Genomic DNA, 15,863 nt, shown 5'->3' with positions numbered 1-15,863 from the left:
AAAAATCAGAACAAAATGCGTAAACAGGTAGCAGCAGCCAACTGGAAGATGAATCTTACTTATCAGCAGGCTGAAGAGTTAATTACAGGTATCATCAATACGCCGCATCAGTTGTCGGCTCATCAATATGCAGTTTTTGCAGTGCCATTTCCTTACTTAACCATGGTGGCAGATAAATTGAAAGGTAAGGCAAATACCGGTGTTGCTGCACAAAACTGTTATACAAAAACAGCAGGCGCTTATACTGGTGAAACTTCGGTAGAAATGCTGAAATCGATTGAAGTAGGCTATGTGGTATTGGGCCACAGCGAACGCCGTGAATATTTTAACGAGAGCAACGAAATGCTGGCGGAAAAAGTAAACGTTGTTTTAGCAGCAGGTCTTACGCCGATTTTTTGTTGCGGTGAAGCATTAAGTATTCGTGAAGCCGGAACACAAAATGAATATGTAGGCAATCAGTTAAAAGAAAGTCTGTTTCATTTAAGTGCAGATGAACTGAAGAAAATAATTATTGCTTACGAACCAATCTGGGCAATCGGTACCGGTAAAACAGCTACCTCTGACCAGGCACAGGAAATGCATGCGCATTTGCGCAGTGTATTGGCGGCTCAATACGGCACAGATGTTGCAAATGAGATTTCAATTTTATATGGTGGAAGTGTAAAAGGTTCCAACGCCAAGGAAATTTTCGGACAGCCGGATGTAGATGGCGGATTGGTAGGTGGTGCTTCATTAAAAGCCGATGAATTTGTACAGATCATTCAGGCACTAAAATAATGCAATGAGACGAGCAGAACAGTTACAGAAACTATCGCATCAGCATCACAATGGTTTAATGGCTGTTCTGCTTTTAAAAAAAGGTATTGAGAAAAAAGCTGCGGTAGGTGTGTTGAGTGGATTTATTGTTCATTGCTGGGAAAGTGAACTACGTACGCATTTTATTAAAGAAGAAGTATACCTGCATCCGTACTTTCTGCATTTGCCCGGGTTGATGCCCATGTACGAGCAAATGAAAAATGAGCATCACGTAATACGCCGAATGATCGATGCGATACGTAACGGAGAATCTTCAGAGGAATTGATCACATCTTTTTATACCCTGCTTGAAAAGCATATCCGTTTTGAAGAACGGGAACTATTTATGTATATCCAGGAGCATATTGCAGCGGAGCATTTTGCTGCAGTAGAACAGTCGCTTGATGTGCTTACTGCAAAAGCCTGCTCCGATTACCCTGTAAAATTCTGGGAATAATAAAAACTTCAGCTTTTCATACTGTGCTGTGCACGCTCAAGCCGATCGTTCACTGCTCTTCCCAAACCTTCCTCAGGTAAATATTCTGCAAGTATCACATCTGCCTGCAGCTGATCAGCTTCACGCAAAACACGGAAAAGATTTTTTGCAGCTTCTTCTTTACTGCCGTTTGCTGATAAAATGAATTGTTGTTCTTTCGGAACAGAGGAGTGGTAGTGATTGAAATTTATAAGAATGATTTTTTTTCCTGCAAATTGCAGCAACAGCTCATCAATATTTCCTAAATACAAAGGCGTATTCGTAGCATAATGACTTTTTAATTGCCCCGGTGTATTCGGATTGTCGGTAATTTTTTGATGATGCTTTATTTCCTTGCCGATAACTTTTTCAATTGCTTCAACAGCAATACCGCCAAGCCGGTAGAGTACAAGTTCAATGTCTTCGTTCCATCCTACAATTGTTGATTCTACACCCACACCACAGGCTCCGCCATCAAGGATATACGGAATCTTATCTTGCAAACCTTCGTATACATGTTGTGCTGTTGTTGGACTAACATAGCCCGATGGGTTGGCGCTTGGTGCCGCAACAGGAAAATTTATTTGTGAAAGTAACTGCAGCGTTAATGGGTGATTGGGGACACGTATAGCTACACGTTTGCTGCCTGCTGTTACAAGATCGGGAACGTTCTGTTGTTTATTAAACAGCATCGTTAATGGCCCGGGCCAAAAAGCTGCAGCCAATAATTCTGCTTCTGCAGAAATATCTTTGATATATTGCTTCGCTTGTTCAAACGAAGCGACATGCATAATTAACGGATTAAACTGCGGACGGTTTTTCGCTGCATATATTTTTAACACAGCATCTTCATTTAATGCATTTGCTGCAAGACCGTAAACCGTTTCAGTTGGTATGGCAACCAGTTCGCCAGCTTGTAAAAATGCAGCTGCCGAAGTAATATCATTTCCTATTACTGTCTTCATTTTATATGCTCACCGGTAATTTTTCTTCGTGGTAACTATCAATTTTATCCATGTGCAGAAGGGTTGTACTCTTATCTTCACTTGGCTCATACATCATGTCAAACTTTGCACCGTAAATAAATTCTTCGTAGGTGTAAGAGCTTCTGCTCACAACAGTGTTGGCATATTCTTCATCATATCCTTTTACAAAAACAAGTATCTCCGTTTCTGCATCGGCAATTTCTTTGCGGGTAAGTTGATGAAACGGACTTTTTTCGTTGATGCTGTGTACAATGGTCCAGTTGCTGGTGAGAGTATTTGCTTTTGATAATTCCAGATCTAGGCTGTAAAATGCGTTCTTCCGTTCTGTTTCGTTTTCTGTATAACGCATTACGCAGGTAACTTTTACTTCTACATCGGTTAAAAAGTGCTCTTTAAACGGTGCAAAGCGAAACATTAATGCGTAGCCCTCTCTAAACGGTGTAAATAACGCAATGCTGCTGTATTTAATGTAAGCTTTCGGTTGTGAAAAACGTCCATAGATTAAACCGGTTGCAAGTGCCAGCATCAATATACCGGTGAACGATTCAAATGCTGCGATGGTGTTGGATGTAAGAGAGTCGGGGAACACATGGCCGTAGCCAACTGTTGACAGTGTTTGCGTACTGAAGAAAAATGCTTCCCAGAATTTCCCCATAACAGTAATTTCTTCCATGCCGCCTAAGTGATGTACACCAACAATAAAGTAGACGCATGCAAAAAAGAGATTAACGGTAATGTAGGTGATAGCAATCAATGAAATAAATTTCCAGGAAGGAAGTTTGAGCATGTATTGAAACACGCTGAAACGTTGCAAATACGAAATTCCCCGGAAGCGAATGTTGGGACGGCCATCTTTTTGAAAAAAACGACCGCCGCTTTGCTTGCTGTTAACACTTAGTCCGGTTTCTTTATTTTCTTTTGCCAGGCGGTTAAGCCTGCCTTTGGTTGATGCCATAATTCAAATATCTGTAAAACTACAGAAATGACCGATTTGCCTGTCTCATTCGGCTTGCAGGTTGGGGGAAATATTGTTTTTTGTACAATCTATTCGCTCTATATTTGAAACTGACTGAGGCGAACATGAAACTTGCAACTGCACTTTCCAAAAGTATATTATGGCGTGGATTTTATTTTGTGTCGGTGATGCTGCTGAACATTTTGGTTGCAAGACATTTTCAATCGGAAGGCAGCGGGCAAATGTACTATGTGATTAACCTGCTGGCCTTTACACTTATCCTCATCAGTTTTTGTCTTGAAGCTCCGATGGGCTACTATCTCTCCCAACAAAAAATAAATGAAACACAACTGGCGCTGCTTTCTGTTGGGTGGACGGTCCTGATTATGCTGCCGGGCTGGTTCATCATCCGTACATTACCGGTGCCAAAAGAAGGGTTGTTGCAGCTGGCCGGTTTCCATTTTTCTGCTACGTCTTTTCTTGCGGGTAATCTGCTGATTAGTTTTTTTGTTTCGCTGTTTTACGCCAAAATGGATTTTGTATTGCCCAATCTGTTACTGGTTGCTGTCAATCTGTTGTTGATTGGATTGGTGCCAAATAACGAATGGGTCAGCGGTTTTTTAAGCAACGAACGTTATGTGCAACTGTATTTCTTTGGCTTTTTTATGCAGGGCTTTTTGCTGATGCTTGCTTTTTTGTTTCGTTATTTTAAATGGTCTGCACTGAAAGCTGTGCCGGCTGCATTAATAAAACCGTTCTTTTCATTTGCGTTTATTGCTGTTGTTACCAACTCCATGACGTTTCTGATGTACCGTATTGATTACTGGTTTGTAAATAAGTATTGTGGTGATGATGAGCTGGGTAACTACATACAAGCCTGTAAACTGGCGCAATTGTTTTTTATTGTTCCTTCTATACTGGCTGGTGTTGTTTTTCCTATGACGGCATCGGGACGAAAGGAGGAAATGAATCAGAAAATGCAACTGCTTTCACGTGGATTAATTCTTTTTTACAGTGTCGCCTGTATGTTTTTGTTGGTAACAGGCGCCTGGCTTTTTCCATTTGTTTTTGGCCCAACATTTCAAAAAATGTACTTGCCATTTATATTGCTGGCGCCGGCGATTCTTTCGTACTCTGTTATTCATTTATTGGCAGCTTATTACAGCGGTAAAAAAGTTTTGCGTGTAAACCTTACGGGAAATATTCTGGCGCTCACTGTTATTGTTCTTGGCGATTGGCTCGTTATTCCCGTGTATGGTATTGCCGGTGCTGCAATGGTAAGCAGTGTTGGTTATCTCTGCTACATGAGTTATATGTTACTGGCGCATGCAAAAGAATACAACAGCCGCTTTGTTGATTTTTTATTGTTCCGGAAGTCGGATGCGCAGTTGTTGATCGGTTTGTTGAAAGAGAAATTTTCCACAGCTAAAACTGATGAGGTATGAAAGTACTTTGGCTTTGCAGTTGGTATCCGAATTCGGCCGATCCGTTTGATGGCGATTTTATTGAGCGACATGCAAAGGCATTGGCTTTATATCATCAAGTTGATGTGATGCATGTAGTACAGAATAAGCATTTTTTGAAAGGAATTACTTCAATCAAAAAAGAAGAACGAAACACTACAAATCTTAACGCATCCATTTACTTTCTCCCTTTACCCAATACCGGATTTGCATTTGTGAATGTATATCTATTCAATAAACGATATCAGGCTTTTTACAAACAACTGATCGAGCAATACATTGCAATAAACGGCAAGCCGGATCTTGTGCATGTGCATGTGCCGGTAAAAGCAGGGTTAACAGCAGTGCTGCTGAACAGAAAATACAATGTTCCGTTTGTTGTTACCGAACACAGCTCAGCTTACTTCGAATATATTCCTGAAAATTATTTCAGCCGCAACCGTTATTTCCGTTTTGTGACAAAGCAAACATTCAGTAAAGCACTTGCAGTTAGTACTGTTTCAAACTGGCTGCTGAAACGCTTACAGTTTTTATTTTCTGTACAGCAAACAAAACTCATCCGCAATGTGGTTGATACAAATTTGTTTTACCCGGTTGTTAGTGATCGTGAGCGGTTACGGTTTATTCATGTGTCGATGATGCATCCACTGAAAAATGTAGAAGGTATTTTGCGTGCACTCGCTTTGCTGAAAGAAAAGCGAACTGATTGGGAAATATGGTTCGTTGGACCCGCTTCAAAGGAAAACAGAGCGCTTACAGAAACTTTAGGTTTAACAGAACAGGTTCAGTGGAAAGGCACATTGCCTTATGCTGATGTTGCTGCTGCCATGCGTGCTGCAGATGCATTGGTGCATTTCAGTAATTATGAAAACCTGCCCTGTGTAGTAAACGAAGCTTTATGTTGCGGCTTGCCGGTTATTTCATCAAGTGTTGGAGGTATTGCAGAGATTGTTAATGCAACGAACGGCGTATTGGTAACAGCAGGTAATATAAACGAACTGACTGCAGCGCTTGCAGAATTTCTTCAATACAAAAACAGGTATAACAAAAATAAAATAGCTGCCGAAGCAGCTACTTTATTTAACGAAAAAGAAATTGGTAAGCAGTTGAACAGCTGGTATGCTGAGCTGCTTGCAAAAAAATAAATTACGATTTCAGCTTTGCAATGAGTTCAATATATTCCTGCATTGCAGCTTCTTTGCTTTTTCCTTTCAGCGCTTCCCATGCCTCGTATTTAGCTTTTGCCACAAAATCAAAAGGGTTTGAAGGAGCTTCGATATTTACATCGCCTTCGCTGCCTTGTTTGTATAACGAATAAAGCTGGAGTAGGGTGTCGTTACTGGGCCGCTCACTAAGCGATTTGCTTTCTGCCACCGCTTGTTCAAATTGTTGATGCAGATCCATAAGTTGTAAATTTTGACGAAAATAAGCGAATTCTTACTGAATCTGCTTTTCAAGAATCAGAAATTCCAATGGTTGTAAATGGGTGCCGGTAAGGTTGTCCTGCACAAAGGGTTTTCGTTCGCCGGTTTCGGCATAACCGTGGCGTTTGTACCAATCAATCAGTTCACTCCGTACCGAAATCACCGACATATAGATGGTTGCACTTCCAACCTTTTTTGCATGTTCATCGGCAGCTTTTAATAACTGTTTGCCAATACCGCCGCCCTGCAGGTTGGGGTTAACTGCAAACATGCCTAAATACACGCCCCGCTCATGTTGTTGCAGGTTGACGGTGCCGATGATTTCACCTGCATCGTTTGTGTATTTGAGAATTACGCTTCCGGGTTGTTGAAAAACTTTTAATACATCGGCTTCATCGGTGCGTACATCACCGGCAATTAAATGTGCTTCGGTAGTCCAGCCTTTTTGCGAACGTTCGCCACGGTAAGCACTGTTAAGCAAATCAACAATATGCGGAATATCCTCTTGAACAGCTTGTGCAATCATATATCAGATTTTAAAAATGTTGCAATTTACATTTCTTCATCGAAGTAAATTTTATAATACCGTTTACCGGTTACTTCATCGTATCCCTGTTCAATCAATTCTCTGTTACCATGGATGTAAATATGAAAATTACGATCGAGCTTAATGACGCTTTTAAATACCCGTGCTTGTTTTTTCACAGCAGAAGAGGAGATAGCAAACGAATCGGCAATTTCAATATTATGCTCGTGCAGGTACGATGAGCCGAATTGCTGAAACGATTCGATCAGTTCGGGTTCCTGAAATACAGCTTCCTGGAAATTATTGATGTTGAAATTGTCGTGCTCTTTGAAATAGGCAACCGATTTATTGAGTAAGCCTGCCTGATCGGCCTTAGATGTTTCAAATGCAGCAGGCAGATTGTTTACAATAAACTCTTTGGCAACATGGAGAAAGTTTTTGGTAAAGCTGAAACTGTCTGCACATTCCTTCACCTTTAAAAAATCATATTTCCAATAAGCTGCTTCATTGCCTTTGTTGGTATGATCAATTAAAAATAAACGATAGCCATCTTCCGAATTGCAGTTGAGAATTACACAGGCTTTGTCAGCTTTGTTGGGGTCAAGTCCTTTGCGGCTTTGAATATCGAGTTGATCACGCATCAGGTCAACCAGTAAAAAATCTTTTTTGTTTTCTGCTTTGATGAGTACAATGGCATCCACTTGTTTTTGTTCGAACGTTAAATCTTTGAAATACGCTGTAAACAATTCGCCGGGTTTAATGCCGGGATGTTTACTGGCATTGGCCAGATGTTTTGCCATGGCAACCGATTGCTCATGTAAGCTGTCGGGTTTTTGAAAAATGGTCTGGCAGTATGCATACATTTCGTTGTACTTTAAATCGGTTTCGTGTACAAACTGGTACTGCTGTTCTTCTTTAAATGCAGTGAGAAAAAACTGGCTCAGTAAATCACGCAGAGCTGCATCAGCTAACGGAAAACCATCTTCGGTTAAAACGGTTTGTCCCTCCTGATCGATGTAGTGAACGGAAAGAGCTTCGAGACTTGAATCGGTATAAGTAAACATGAAATGCGCTGTATTGAGTGGCGCAAGATAACTGAATGCAGAGAAATTTGTTTTTCATTGTTCGTTTATTCCTGAAAAAGTTGCCAGGGCTTGTTACACTTATGTTAATCCATATTTGTATATGATCGTGCCGCATAAATTTGCCGCTCACCAACAAGTAACGTATGCGATTTTCTTTTGCACTTATTTTTTGTTTCAGTATTTCAATTGCCCAAGCCCAAACGGAAAAAGAGAAGGAAGTAATGGATAGCTTGTATGTGCTGGAAGAAGAGACAAAGAAAAGTCCGGTTAAAGTATTGCATGCAGAGCCATTGTATATCGATCTCATCCGTGATCTTGGTGCAAGAAAAGGAGAGAAGGAGTGGAATGTTGGCCTCGGACTTACTGATAACAATAACTACGATCGGTATACAGCATTGGTTGAATACGAATGGGCGCCGATCAACCGTCTTGGTTTAGAAGTGGAATTGCCTTTTTCGTTTTATTATCCCACAAATGGTAATAGTACAAAGCCGGGCAGCCAGTTAAACAGTTTTAAAGTTGCGGCCCAATATACGTTTCTCGTTGCAGAAAAGCAGAAAACCTCTATGGCTTTTGGTTATATACAGGAGTTTGAATTCACCGAGTTTCGTAATTATGGAAAACGCAAACTTTATACAGGTAATGTGTACAATCCTTTTTTTGTAGCAGCTAAACGTTGGGGTAATAATTTTCATACACTTTTGTACAGCGGCCCTTTGATCGGTCAGCATTTTGAAGACAAATCAATACATACCAACTGGCAGATCAACAGCAATGTGCATTATATGATTCCCGGTACAAGAAACTTTATTGGTGTTGAGTTTAATAAGGAATTATCGAAAAATAGTTTTGATATGACGGTTCGTCCGCAAATGCGTGTAAGCGTTGCCGATAATTTATTGGTGGGTATTGTAACAGGAATTCCTGTAAGCAGAAAGACAGAACGGTTCAGTAGTTTTTTACGATTGATCTACGAGCCGGGACATAAAAAAGGAAGAGCATAATAAAACAGCCCCGCAAATTTTGCGGGGCTGTTTTATTTATTAGTCTCTGTAGTTGAGTGCCGGCTTTCGATCGCCCAGCAATGCCTTGTATTGGTAATCGCCTACCTGTTGTTTAAATTCTGCTTTTGCTTTTTCAATCAGCTCAGGATGCAGGAACAAATCAATTGCTGTCATTGCCATTGTTTTGGCCGATACCATCATTCCTTTTGTACCAATTTCAGTGCCGCCGCATGCTACGGCCTGCCAGCTGTGTGCAGCAGTGCCGGGTACCCATGTAGCCGAACGCAAACCAACCGTTGGTACAACATAACTCACATCACCTACATCGGTACTGCCGCCGCCGGCATCTGCTTCAACCTTCAATGGTTTTACCGTTCCTGCTTCGTTTACTGCGGGTGCCGTAAAACCAAAAGTTGCCTGGATTTTATTTCCAAACTCAACTTCGGCTGCAGTGTATTGTACGCCGCCTGTTTTGTCTAAATTCTTTTGCATTACTTCTGCCAATGTTCTGTTGAGTAACAAATCATGTGTGCCGCCAATCATTTCAAATTCCATTTTTGTATCGGTGCCGAGTGCTGCACCATTTGCTGCATTTACCACACGGTTGAAGATACTTTGTACCTGATCACGCTTGGGATGACGCACATAGTAATATACTTCTGCATAATCAGGGATTACGTTGGGGGCTTTACCGCCACTTGTAATTACATAGTGAATGCGTGTTTCCTGCGGAATATGTTCACGCATCATGTTCACCATGTTATTCATAGCTTCTACACCATCCAAAGCAGAGCGGCCACGTTCCGGTGATGCAGCTGCATGTGCAGAAATGCCACGGAAACGAAACTTGGCACTCATGTTGGCTAATGCACTCGTCATGGTGATGCTGTTATCATTTCCGGGATGCCAATGTATAGCAACATCTACATCTTTAAACAAGCCTGCTCTAACCAAATACACTTTGCCGCTACCGCCTTCTTCAGCAGGACAACCAAATACCTTAATGGTGCCGGTAAACTTTTTTTCTTCAATAAGTTTTTTAATGGCAATACCTGACGCCACAGATGCTACACCAAACAAATGATGGCCGCATGCATGCCCTGCGTCTTTACCTGCACTTGTTTTTTCGGGTGCATTGGTTTGCGATAAGCCCGGCAATGCATCAAACTCAGCAAGAATGGCAATTACTGGCGAACCACTACCGTACGTAGCAACAAATGCAGTAGGTATTCCTGCAACACCTGTTTCAACAGTAAAGCCGTTATCTTTTAGAGTTTGTTGTAAGAGTGCGCTGCTCTTTACTTCTTTGTAACCCACTTCAGCATAGTCCCATATCTGGAAAGCCATGCTTTTGTATTGCTCGTAATTCGATTGAATAGAAGTGGAGGCTTGTGTTTTGAACTGATCGTCTTTGCTAACAGCAGGCTTCTTTTGTGCCAGTACCGTTGCTAACTGTAACAGAAATGTAAGTAGTAAAACGCTTCTCATGCTTCATTGGTTTTTAGAAACAGGAAAGATAAGAAGCAATAGGTACATAAAATGCACACGTTGTTAATTCACATCTTTATGCGGTATTACAGCATTTAACCGTGATTTAGCTTTGCGGTGGTAAGATTAAAATTTCACTCAAATAACCATGACAAACAATATAGCCTTATCTCTTATAACTGTTTTTTTGTTTTTTGCAGCCTGCCGTAAAACGCCTCCTGTTCCCAAACCTTCCACTGCCGATTTGATAGTTGAGCTGGACAATAATTACCTGCCCAACGAAAAAGCAGACTCTGCCTATGTATGGTGGACTGCAGACGGTAAGCGTGTACAAAAGAATCTAACAAAGATTGCCGGTAAGTTTTCGATTTCACTCGATTCGTTAACTGCTGCTGTAGATATTGTTGAAGTCCGTTTGTATACATCAAAACTCATCAACAGTCACCGTTCGATGTATGTGAAACGAATCAGTAAACCTGTCAATAATAAATATGGGATTGTTTTGAGAGGACCATCTTCCGTAACAGACCCAAACTGGGTGCCACGTGTGTTTATGCTTGATGGCGGAGTAGGTGCAATTGCGGTAATGGGCATACGGCCGGAAGATACTTTCCTTGGCTTGTACAATATTGCAGACAAGTGGATCGATTTGACTGTAGAGAAAATTTATTACAAAGGGTTAAGCACTGTTGCAGGAAAATTGTGGACATGTAACGGCAATCATTGTATTATACCCAACGGTATGTATGAAAATGAACTTTACTTCGCATCTGTTCAGCAGCAACTGGCCGGTAAAGAATACAACCATATTGAACAGTTGTTTATGTTCGGCGATGGTAACATTCAAAACGGCTGGCGGGTGCTGAGCTTTACGTACGACTTCAAGTAACTGTTTAACTCATCAGGTCAATCATGCCCTTAAATACCAGTACGAGCCCAATGATGGTTAAGCCGTACAATGCAAAATTGAAATTGCTGTTGCTGTTAAACAGTATCAGTGTAAAAAAGAAACCGGTGGTAAGCAGGAAGATGCCGATGCCACAGTAAATGAAAGCTGAGTTGCGTTTCTTTTCATTACGGATTTTCTTCCATTCGTCGAATTGCTGTTGCGCAACTTCATTGGGCAATCCTGTTTCCAGTAAACGTTGCAGAATTTCCTCGTTTGTGAGGCCCTGTTGTTTCAATGTATTAATATGCTGAAAAGCATCCTGCAGTTGGACAGTACTCATGTAAATGGCAAGTTTATGTGGAAGATAGAAATTTTCTGTGATTAGTTTAAACAGCAGGTACTTCTTTTTCCCGGCTTGTATTGTTCGTTCAGGTGTCTGACGCTTGCAGCGTCCTCACACCGAACTCCGAAATGCCTGCAGTGTCAGGACATCGCAGATGTCAGACACTGCAGGATGCCTGTTTCCTTCTTTCAAACAATATAACTACAGCCGCACCAGCAACGTAGGCCATCAGATCTTTCCATTCAAATGAAGAGCCAATGATGATGCGGGCTGCTTTTGAATGTTCGAGTCCGAGCCATTGAACAATATTAAAGTATTGCAGCAGCTCTACCAGGAAAGTGAAAGCCAACACAGCAATTACTGTTTTAAACACTGGCATTGCAAAAAACGATTTAATAAAACAATAGAGGAGAATCACAACTAACAAGTCGCCAATATAGGGACGGATGATTGTATCATGCACGAAGAGGGCAATAAGAATTTCAACGATAAGCAGAAACAAGCAGGTGAGGAAGTACCGCAGGCTAAATTGCATGTATGCGGAATGTTTTCGCAATGATACACAACTCTTAAAATTCTATTGGACATTCCAGTTCCCCTCTTTATCCCCAGCTCCAACACACTGCTTTCCGCACGCCTAATTCACCTATCTTTGCCGCCTTGAAATCGAAGGAGTTTTAATGAAGAATATCAGGAATTTTTGCATCATCGCCCATATCGACCACGGAAAAAGTACCCTGGCCGATCGTTTATTACAAACCACCAACACCATCAGCGATCGAGATATGATGGACCAGGTGCTGGACGATATGGATCTGGAACGTGAAAAAGGGATTACCATCAAAAGTCACGCTATTCAGATCAACTACAAACACAAAGACGGACAGGAATACATCCTGAACCTCATCGATACACCCGGTCACGTTGATTTCAGCTACGAGGTGAGCCGTGCCCTTGCTGCCTGCGAAGGCGCCTTGTTGCTGGTAGATGCTGCACAGGGTATCCAGGCACAAACCATTTCGAACCTTTACCTCGCTATCGATAACGATCTGGAAATTATTCCTGTCATCAACAAGATCGACATGGAAGGTGCCATGATCGAGGAAGTAAAAGACCAAATCGTTGATTTGATCGGCTGCATACCCGAAGAAATTCTGTTGGCCAGCGGTCGTAGTGGCATTGGTATTGAAGCCATTCTCGAAGCCATTGTTGAGCGTATTCCAGCGCCGCAGGGCAAACCCGAAGAACCATTGCAGGCGTTGATCTTCGATAGTGTGTTCAACAGCTTCCGTGGTATCATCGTTTACTTCCGTATTTTAAACGGAAGCATCAAGAAAGGCGACAAAGTAAAATTTGTAAGTACCGATCAGGAATATGAAGCGGCTGAGATCGGTATCCTTAAACTGAAGATGACCGAGAAGAAAGAAGTGAATTGTGGCGATGTAGGTTATCTGATTACCGGTATCAAGAATGCCAAAGAGGTGAAAGTGGGTGATACGATTACACTGGCTGCTAATCCCACACAGGAAGCCATACGTGGTTTCCAGGAAGTAAAGCCGATGGTATTTGCCGGCATCTTCCCGGTGGTAACAGAAGATTTTGAAGAGCTGCGTGACTGCATGGACAAACTGCAGTTGAACGACGCTTCTTTAACCTTCGAACTCGAAACCTCGCAAGCCCTTGGCTTCGGTTTCCGTTGCGGCTTCTTAGGCTTGCTGCACATGGAAATTATCCAGGAGCGTCTGGAGCGTGAGTTCAACCAAACAGTAATTACTACTGTACCTAACGTAAGCTTTATTGCCTATACAACACGTGGCGAAAAAATACAGGTAAATAATCCTGCACAAATGCCGGAGCCTACGGCAATGGATCGTATTGAAGAGCCTTATATCAAAGCACAAATAATTACCAAGCCCGATTATATTGGTAACATCATGACGCTTTGTTTGGGCAAACGTGGTATCCTCATCAATCAAAGCTATCTCACGCAAACACGTGTGGAACTGATTTTTGAAATGCCGTTGACGGAGATTGTATTCGACTTTTACGATAAACTGAAATCGCAAACTCGTGGTTATGCATCGTTCGATTATAACCCGATCGGTTACAGAGATGCAGACATTATTAAAATGGATGTGCTGCTGAACGGCGATAAAGTGGATGCTTTGAGTGCATTGATTCACCGCAGCCGTGCGCAGGATTTTGGCCGTAAGCTTTGTGAAAAACTGAAGGAGTTGGTTCCCCGTCAGCAGTTCCAGATTGCTATCCAAGCGGCCATTGGTGCCAAGATCGTTGCCCGTGAAACGATTTCTGCGATGCGTAAAGATGTTACTGCAAAATGTTATGGTGGTGATATCAGCCGTAAGCGTAAACTCCTCGAAAAACAGAAAGAGGGTAAAAAGCGTATGCGTCAGATTGGTAATGTAGAAGTGCCACAGGAAGCGTTCTTAGCGGTGTTGAAGCTGGATGATTAAAATTTGATGTAATCCTGAGCGAAGTCAAAATGCCCGGATATAAATGCTAAAAGCACAAAGAACATTCTTTGTGCTTTTTTATTTATCGTAAGTTTCCGTAAATTGAATAAGTAATAACCCTATTCACCGTAAACCACAAACTATGAGCGACTTTACACTTAATAAAGAACCTGATCTTGTCGTAACTGCCCGGTTTATTACCAAAGGGGCAGATAGCCCGTTATTTGGTAATGGCTATACTGTTCGGCTATACGACAGAGATATTGTAGATGATGATTATTTAGGTGAAAGTTATCTCGACCGAGAAGGACATATACGCATTGCTTTTGCCCACGATGCATTTGTTAACGATGCTGCATTTAAAGAAGCCAAACCCGACTTTTATTTTGTGGTATTACAAAACGGCAAGCCCGTCTTCACTACAAAAGTGTTACAGGAGTTGAGTATCGAAGATTTGCAGCAGTTCAGAATGGGAGAGGGCGAAGTGGTTGATTTGGGCACTTTCCTCATTGATCTGAATTAATCCATTTTCAACTTCTGTGTTCCTTAAATACAATGCCGTGCTGTTGTAATTCTTTCAGCACGGGTTCGTAAATTTCTTTTCGTGTAGGAATATGTAATCCTTTCAGTTTTATCTGTTCTTCCAGGATAAGTTTTGCTGCAATGCCCAATGGTAATCCTACTGTCTTAGCCATTGCAGTCCGCAAGCTGTCATCGCCTTTTACAACGAGGCTGCTGTTGATAGTATGTGTTTCATTATTCTTGCGGTATTCAATTTCGTGCAACATTACAATCATGTCTTTGTCGGTTGGCTTTAATGCCAGTTTTTGTTCTGCTTTCTGTTGCAAAATGTCGGCACTACATTTTACGTTTGCAGGCAACGCTTCATTACTGTCAAGTTCCAGGAAAGCAAACTGCTCAAGAATAAGATCATGATCTGCCTCTTGTACATACAGTTCAAGATACATGCGCAGGCTTAGTTCCCGTCCTTCTACCTGTTTTGTTTTTGCAGCTAACCAGTCGGCATAGGTGCTGCATTGTTTTACCAAATCGGTATCGTTTTCATTTGTTAAACCAAGGTCAACAACAACATCCCATCCTTTACAGAAATCGGCATAACGTAACGTGGTACGGATGAATGTTGAAGCCTCTTCAAGTTTGTACAAAGGCATATAACTCAACGAATCTCTGTTGGGGTACCAGGCCAAGGGCGGTAAATCATCAATCACAATTGCTTTACAGTTTTCAAATACCTGGTGATAGCTTTTCTGCACAAGTGCATCGTTTTCTTTGTAGGCTGCACCTGCATGTCCGGCCATGACGATGTTGCGTGGATTCCAACTGATTTTATAATGCCAAGGGTTGTTATCACTCTCCGGAGCAACCAATCCCCCGCAATGCGATTTGAAGGATGCGATGGAACCGCCATCGTTGCGTATTTCATCAAACAACTGCATAGCGCTCATGTGGTCAATTCCGGGGTCGAGGCCCATCTCACACAAAAACAATAATTCCTTGCTGTTAATTTCTGCTTCCAGTTGTTTAATGTCTGCATCCACATACGAAGCATTCAGCAAATGTCGGCCTATAGCCACACAATCTTTTGCAACATGACTGTGGAGAAAAGGAGGGAGTAAGGATATGACGAGATCAGCAGCTTCAATCAACATCCTCCGCTCATCGGCATTGGTAACATCTACTTCTGCGGCTTTGGTATTTGTTGCGTTGTTGAGTTTTTCCTGTACCTGTTGCAGGTTGGCATCGGCAACAATGAGCTGCCATTGTTTTGCGGCTACAGTGGCCTTCAGATAGTCAATTAAAACAGTGGCCGATTTGCCGGCGCCAAAGACAAGAATCGTTTTCAAAATGCTTTTTCTTTTAACGAGTTACGATAAGCGAACATAGGTAATTTATACTGATGAATTGCTGTTGCGAATCAGTTTTGGGTGTTTGCCC

17 protein-coding genes are annotated in these 15,863 nt (G+C 41.8%); 8 read left to right on the top strand and 9 right to left on the bottom strand.

What is annotated here, in order from left to right; translation table 11 throughout:
• Nucleotides 1–15: 15 nt before the first annotated feature.
• Together tpiA and IQ13_RS04060 are read left to right on the top strand one after the other, a co-directional pair.
• A complete protein-coding gene (gene tpiA / locus IQ13_RS04065; RefSeq protein WP_144884761.1) occupies nt 16–777 on the top strand; it encodes a triose-phosphate isomerase in 762 nt (253 codons plus the stop codon).
• A 4-nt stretch (nt 778–781) separates the two neighbouring features.
• Nucleotides 782–1,252: a hemerythrin domain-containing protein gene (locus IQ13_RS04060; protein ID WP_144884759.1), complete on the top strand. Its 471-nt coding sequence runs from the start codon at nt 782–784 to the stop codon at nt 1,250–1,252.
• A gap of 8 nt (nt 1,253–1,260) precedes the next feature.
• Here the strand turns inward: IQ13_RS04060 and IQ13_RS04055 are convergent, their stop codons facing one another.
• A complete protein-coding gene (locus IQ13_RS04055) occupies nt 1,261–2,235 on the bottom strand; it encodes an L-threonylcarbamoyladenylate synthase (RefSeq protein WP_144884757.1) in 975 nt (324 codons plus the stop codon).
• 1 nt (nt 2,236) lies between these two features.
• Nucleotides 2,237–3,211 (bottom strand): ion channel, encoded by a 975-nt coding sequence (locus tag IQ13_RS04050; RefSeq protein ID WP_144884755.1) that lies wholly within the window; start codon nt 3,209–3,211, stop codon nt 2,237–2,239.
• Between the two features lie 125 nt (nt 3,212–3,336).
• Between IQ13_RS04050 and IQ13_RS04045 the strand changes: the two genes are divergently transcribed.
• Nucleotides 3,337–4,656 (top strand): lipopolysaccharide biosynthesis protein, encoded by a 1,320-nt coding sequence (locus tag IQ13_RS04045; RefSeq protein WP_144884753.1) that lies wholly within the window; start codon nt 3,337–3,339, stop codon nt 4,654–4,656.
• The gene (locus IQ13_RS04040; RefSeq protein WP_144884751.1) at nt 4,653–5,819 is read left to right on the top strand and encodes a glycosyltransferase; all 1,167 of its coding nucleotides are present in this window, start codon (nt 4,653–4,655) and stop codon (nt 5,817–5,819) included. The genes IQ13_RS04045 and IQ13_RS04040 overlap by 4 nt, the downstream gene beginning before the upstream one ends.
• A 1-nt stretch (nt 5,820) precedes the next feature.
• Here the strand turns inward: IQ13_RS04040 and IQ13_RS04035 are convergent, their stop codons facing one another.
• The 3 genes from IQ13_RS04035 to IQ13_RS04025 are packed head-to-tail and all read right to left on the bottom strand — an operon-like array spanning nt 5,821 to nt 7,688.
• Nucleotides 5,821–6,078, bottom strand: coding sequence for an acyl-CoA-binding protein (locus IQ13_RS04035; protein WP_144884749.1), 258 nt, complete (start codon nt 6,076–6,078; stop codon nt 5,821–5,823).
• A gap of 33 nt (nt 6,079–6,111) precedes the next feature.
• Nucleotides 6,112–6,624 carry a GNAT family N-acetyltransferase gene (locus IQ13_RS04030; RefSeq protein WP_144884747.1) on the bottom strand — a complete coding sequence of 171 codons (513 nt, stop codon included), beginning with the start codon at nt 6,622–6,624 and terminating at the stop codon, nt 6,112–6,114.
• Between the two features lie 26 nt (nt 6,625–6,650).
• A complete protein-coding gene (locus IQ13_RS04025; RefSeq protein WP_144884745.1) occupies nt 6,651–7,688 on the bottom strand; it encodes a nucleoid-associated protein in 1,038 nt (345 codons plus the stop codon).
• Nucleotides 7,689–7,852: 164 nt separating this feature from the next.
• Here IQ13_RS04025 and IQ13_RS04020 point away from each other — a divergent pair, with 164 nt between their 5' ends.
• Nucleotides 7,853–8,713 (top strand): HAEPLYID family protein, encoded by an 861-nt coding sequence (locus tag IQ13_RS04020; RefSeq protein ID WP_144884743.1) that lies wholly within the window; start codon nt 7,853–7,855, stop codon nt 8,711–8,713.
• 39 nt (nt 8,714–8,752) lie between these two features.
• Here the strand turns inward: IQ13_RS04020 and IQ13_RS04015 are convergent, their stop codons facing one another.
• On the bottom strand, nt 8,753–10,201 hold the full coding sequence (locus tag IQ13_RS04015) for an amidohydrolase (protein WP_144884741.1): 1,449 nt from the start codon (nt 10,199–10,201) through the stop codon (nt 8,753–8,755).
• A gap of 148 nt (nt 10,202–10,349) precedes the next feature.
• On the opposite strand from IQ13_RS04015, the gene IQ13_RS04010 reads away from it, so the two are divergent.
• The gene (locus IQ13_RS04010) at nt 10,350–11,090 is read left to right on the top strand and encodes a hypothetical protein (RefSeq protein WP_144884739.1); all 741 of its coding nucleotides are present in this window, start codon (nt 10,350–10,352) and stop codon (nt 11,088–11,090) included.
• Between the two features lie 4 nt (nt 11,091–11,094).
• Here IQ13_RS04010 and IQ13_RS04005 read toward each other — a convergent pair whose 3' ends face one another.
• Together IQ13_RS04005 and IQ13_RS04000 are read right to left on the bottom strand one after the other, a co-directional pair.
• Nucleotides 11,095–11,430 (bottom strand): hypothetical protein, encoded by a 336-nt coding sequence (locus IQ13_RS04005; RefSeq protein ID WP_144884737.1) that lies wholly within the window; start codon nt 11,428–11,430, stop codon nt 11,095–11,097.
• A gap of 160 nt (nt 11,431–11,590) precedes the next feature.
• Nucleotides 11,591–11,968, bottom strand: a complete 378-nt coding sequence (locus tag IQ13_RS04000) for a ribosomal maturation YjgA family protein (RefSeq protein ID WP_144884735.1) — start codon at nt 11,966–11,968, stop codon at nt 11,591–11,593.
• A gap of 145 nt (nt 11,969–12,113) precedes the next feature.
• Between IQ13_RS04000 and lepA the strand changes: the two genes are divergently transcribed.
• Nucleotides 12,114–13,907: a translation elongation factor 4 gene (lepA, locus tag IQ13_RS03995; protein ID WP_144884733.1), complete on the top strand. Its 1,794-nt coding sequence runs from the start codon at nt 12,114–12,116 to the stop codon at nt 13,905–13,907.
• Between the two features lie 142 nt (nt 13,908–14,049).
• Nucleotides 14,050–14,430 (top strand): hypothetical protein, encoded by a 381-nt coding sequence (locus tag IQ13_RS03990; RefSeq protein ID WP_144884731.1) that lies wholly within the window; start codon nt 14,050–14,052, stop codon nt 14,428–14,430.
• 7 nt (nt 14,431–14,437) lie between these two features.
• Here IQ13_RS03990 and IQ13_RS03985 read toward each other — a convergent pair whose 3' ends face one another.
• Nucleotides 14,438–15,772, bottom strand: a complete 1,335-nt coding sequence (locus tag IQ13_RS03985; protein ID WP_144884729.1) for a saccharopine dehydrogenase C-terminal domain-containing protein — start codon at nt 15,770–15,772, stop codon at nt 14,438–14,440.
• Between the last annotated feature and the right edge of the window lie 91 nt (nt 15,773–15,863).

Source organism: Lacibacter cauensis (assembly GCF_007830055.1).
Taxonomy (GTDB): Bacteria; Bacteroidota; Bacteroidia; order Chitinophagales; family Chitinophagaceae; genus Lacibacter; species Lacibacter cauensis.
The sequence above is the reverse complement of the archived record's forward strand: the minus strand, read 5'-3'. Positions and strand labels throughout refer to the sequence as shown.

Bases quoted from the DNA above. Each gene is read 5' to 3' on its own strand.
- tpiA (WP_144884761.1), top strand. From the start codon at position 16: ATGCGTAAACAGGTAGCAGCAGCCAACTGGAAGATGAATCTTACTTAT.
- IQ13_RS04060 (WP_144884759.1), top strand. From the start codon at position 782: ATGAGACGAGCAGAACAGTTACAGAAACTATCGCATCAGCATCACAAT.
- IQ13_RS04055 (WP_144884757.1), bottom strand. From the start codon at position 2,235: ATGAAGACAGTAATAGGAAATGATATTACTTCGGCAGCTGCATTTTTA.
- IQ13_RS04050 (WP_144884755.1), bottom strand. From the start codon at position 3,211: ATGGCATCAACCAAAGGCAGGCTTAACCGCCTGGCAAAAGAAAATAAA.
- IQ13_RS04045 (WP_144884753.1), top strand. From the start codon at position 3,337: ATGAAACTTGCAACTGCACTTTCCAAAAGTATATTATGGCGTGGATTT.
- IQ13_RS04040 (WP_144884751.1), top strand. From the start codon at position 4,653: ATGAAAGTACTTTGGCTTTGCAGTTGGTATCCGAATTCGGCCGATCCG.
- IQ13_RS04035 (WP_144884749.1), bottom strand. From the start codon at position 6,078: ATGGATCTGCATCAACAATTTGAACAAGCGGTGGCAGAAAGCAAATCG.
- IQ13_RS04030 (WP_144884747.1), bottom strand. From the start codon at position 6,624: ATGATTGCACAAGCTGTTCAAGAGGATATTCCGCATATTGTTGATTTG.
- IQ13_RS04025 (WP_144884745.1), bottom strand. From the start codon at position 7,688: ATGTTTACTTATACCGATTCAAGTCTCGAAGCTCTTTCCGTTCACTAC.
- IQ13_RS04020 (WP_144884743.1), top strand. From the start codon at position 7,853: ATGCGATTTTCTTTTGCACTTATTTTTTGTTTCAGTATTTCAATTGCC.
- IQ13_RS04015 (WP_144884741.1), bottom strand. From the start codon at position 10,201: ATGAGAAGCGTTTTACTACTTACATTTCTGTTACAGTTAGCAACGGTA.
- IQ13_RS04010 (WP_144884739.1), top strand. From the start codon at position 10,350: ATGACAAACAATATAGCCTTATCTCTTATAACTGTTTTTTTGTTTTTT.
- IQ13_RS04005 (WP_144884737.1), bottom strand. From the start codon at position 11,430: ATGAGTACTGTCCAACTGCAGGATGCTTTTCAGCATATTAATACATTG.
- IQ13_RS04000 (WP_144884735.1), bottom strand. From the start codon at position 11,968: ATGCAATTTAGCCTGCGGTACTTCCTCACCTGCTTGTTTCTGCTTATC.
- lepA (WP_144884733.1), top strand. From the start codon at position 12,114: ATGAAGAATATCAGGAATTTTTGCATCATCGCCCATATCGACCACGGA.
- IQ13_RS03990 (WP_144884731.1), top strand. From the start codon at position 14,050: ATGAGCGACTTTACACTTAATAAAGAACCTGATCTTGTCGTAACTGCC.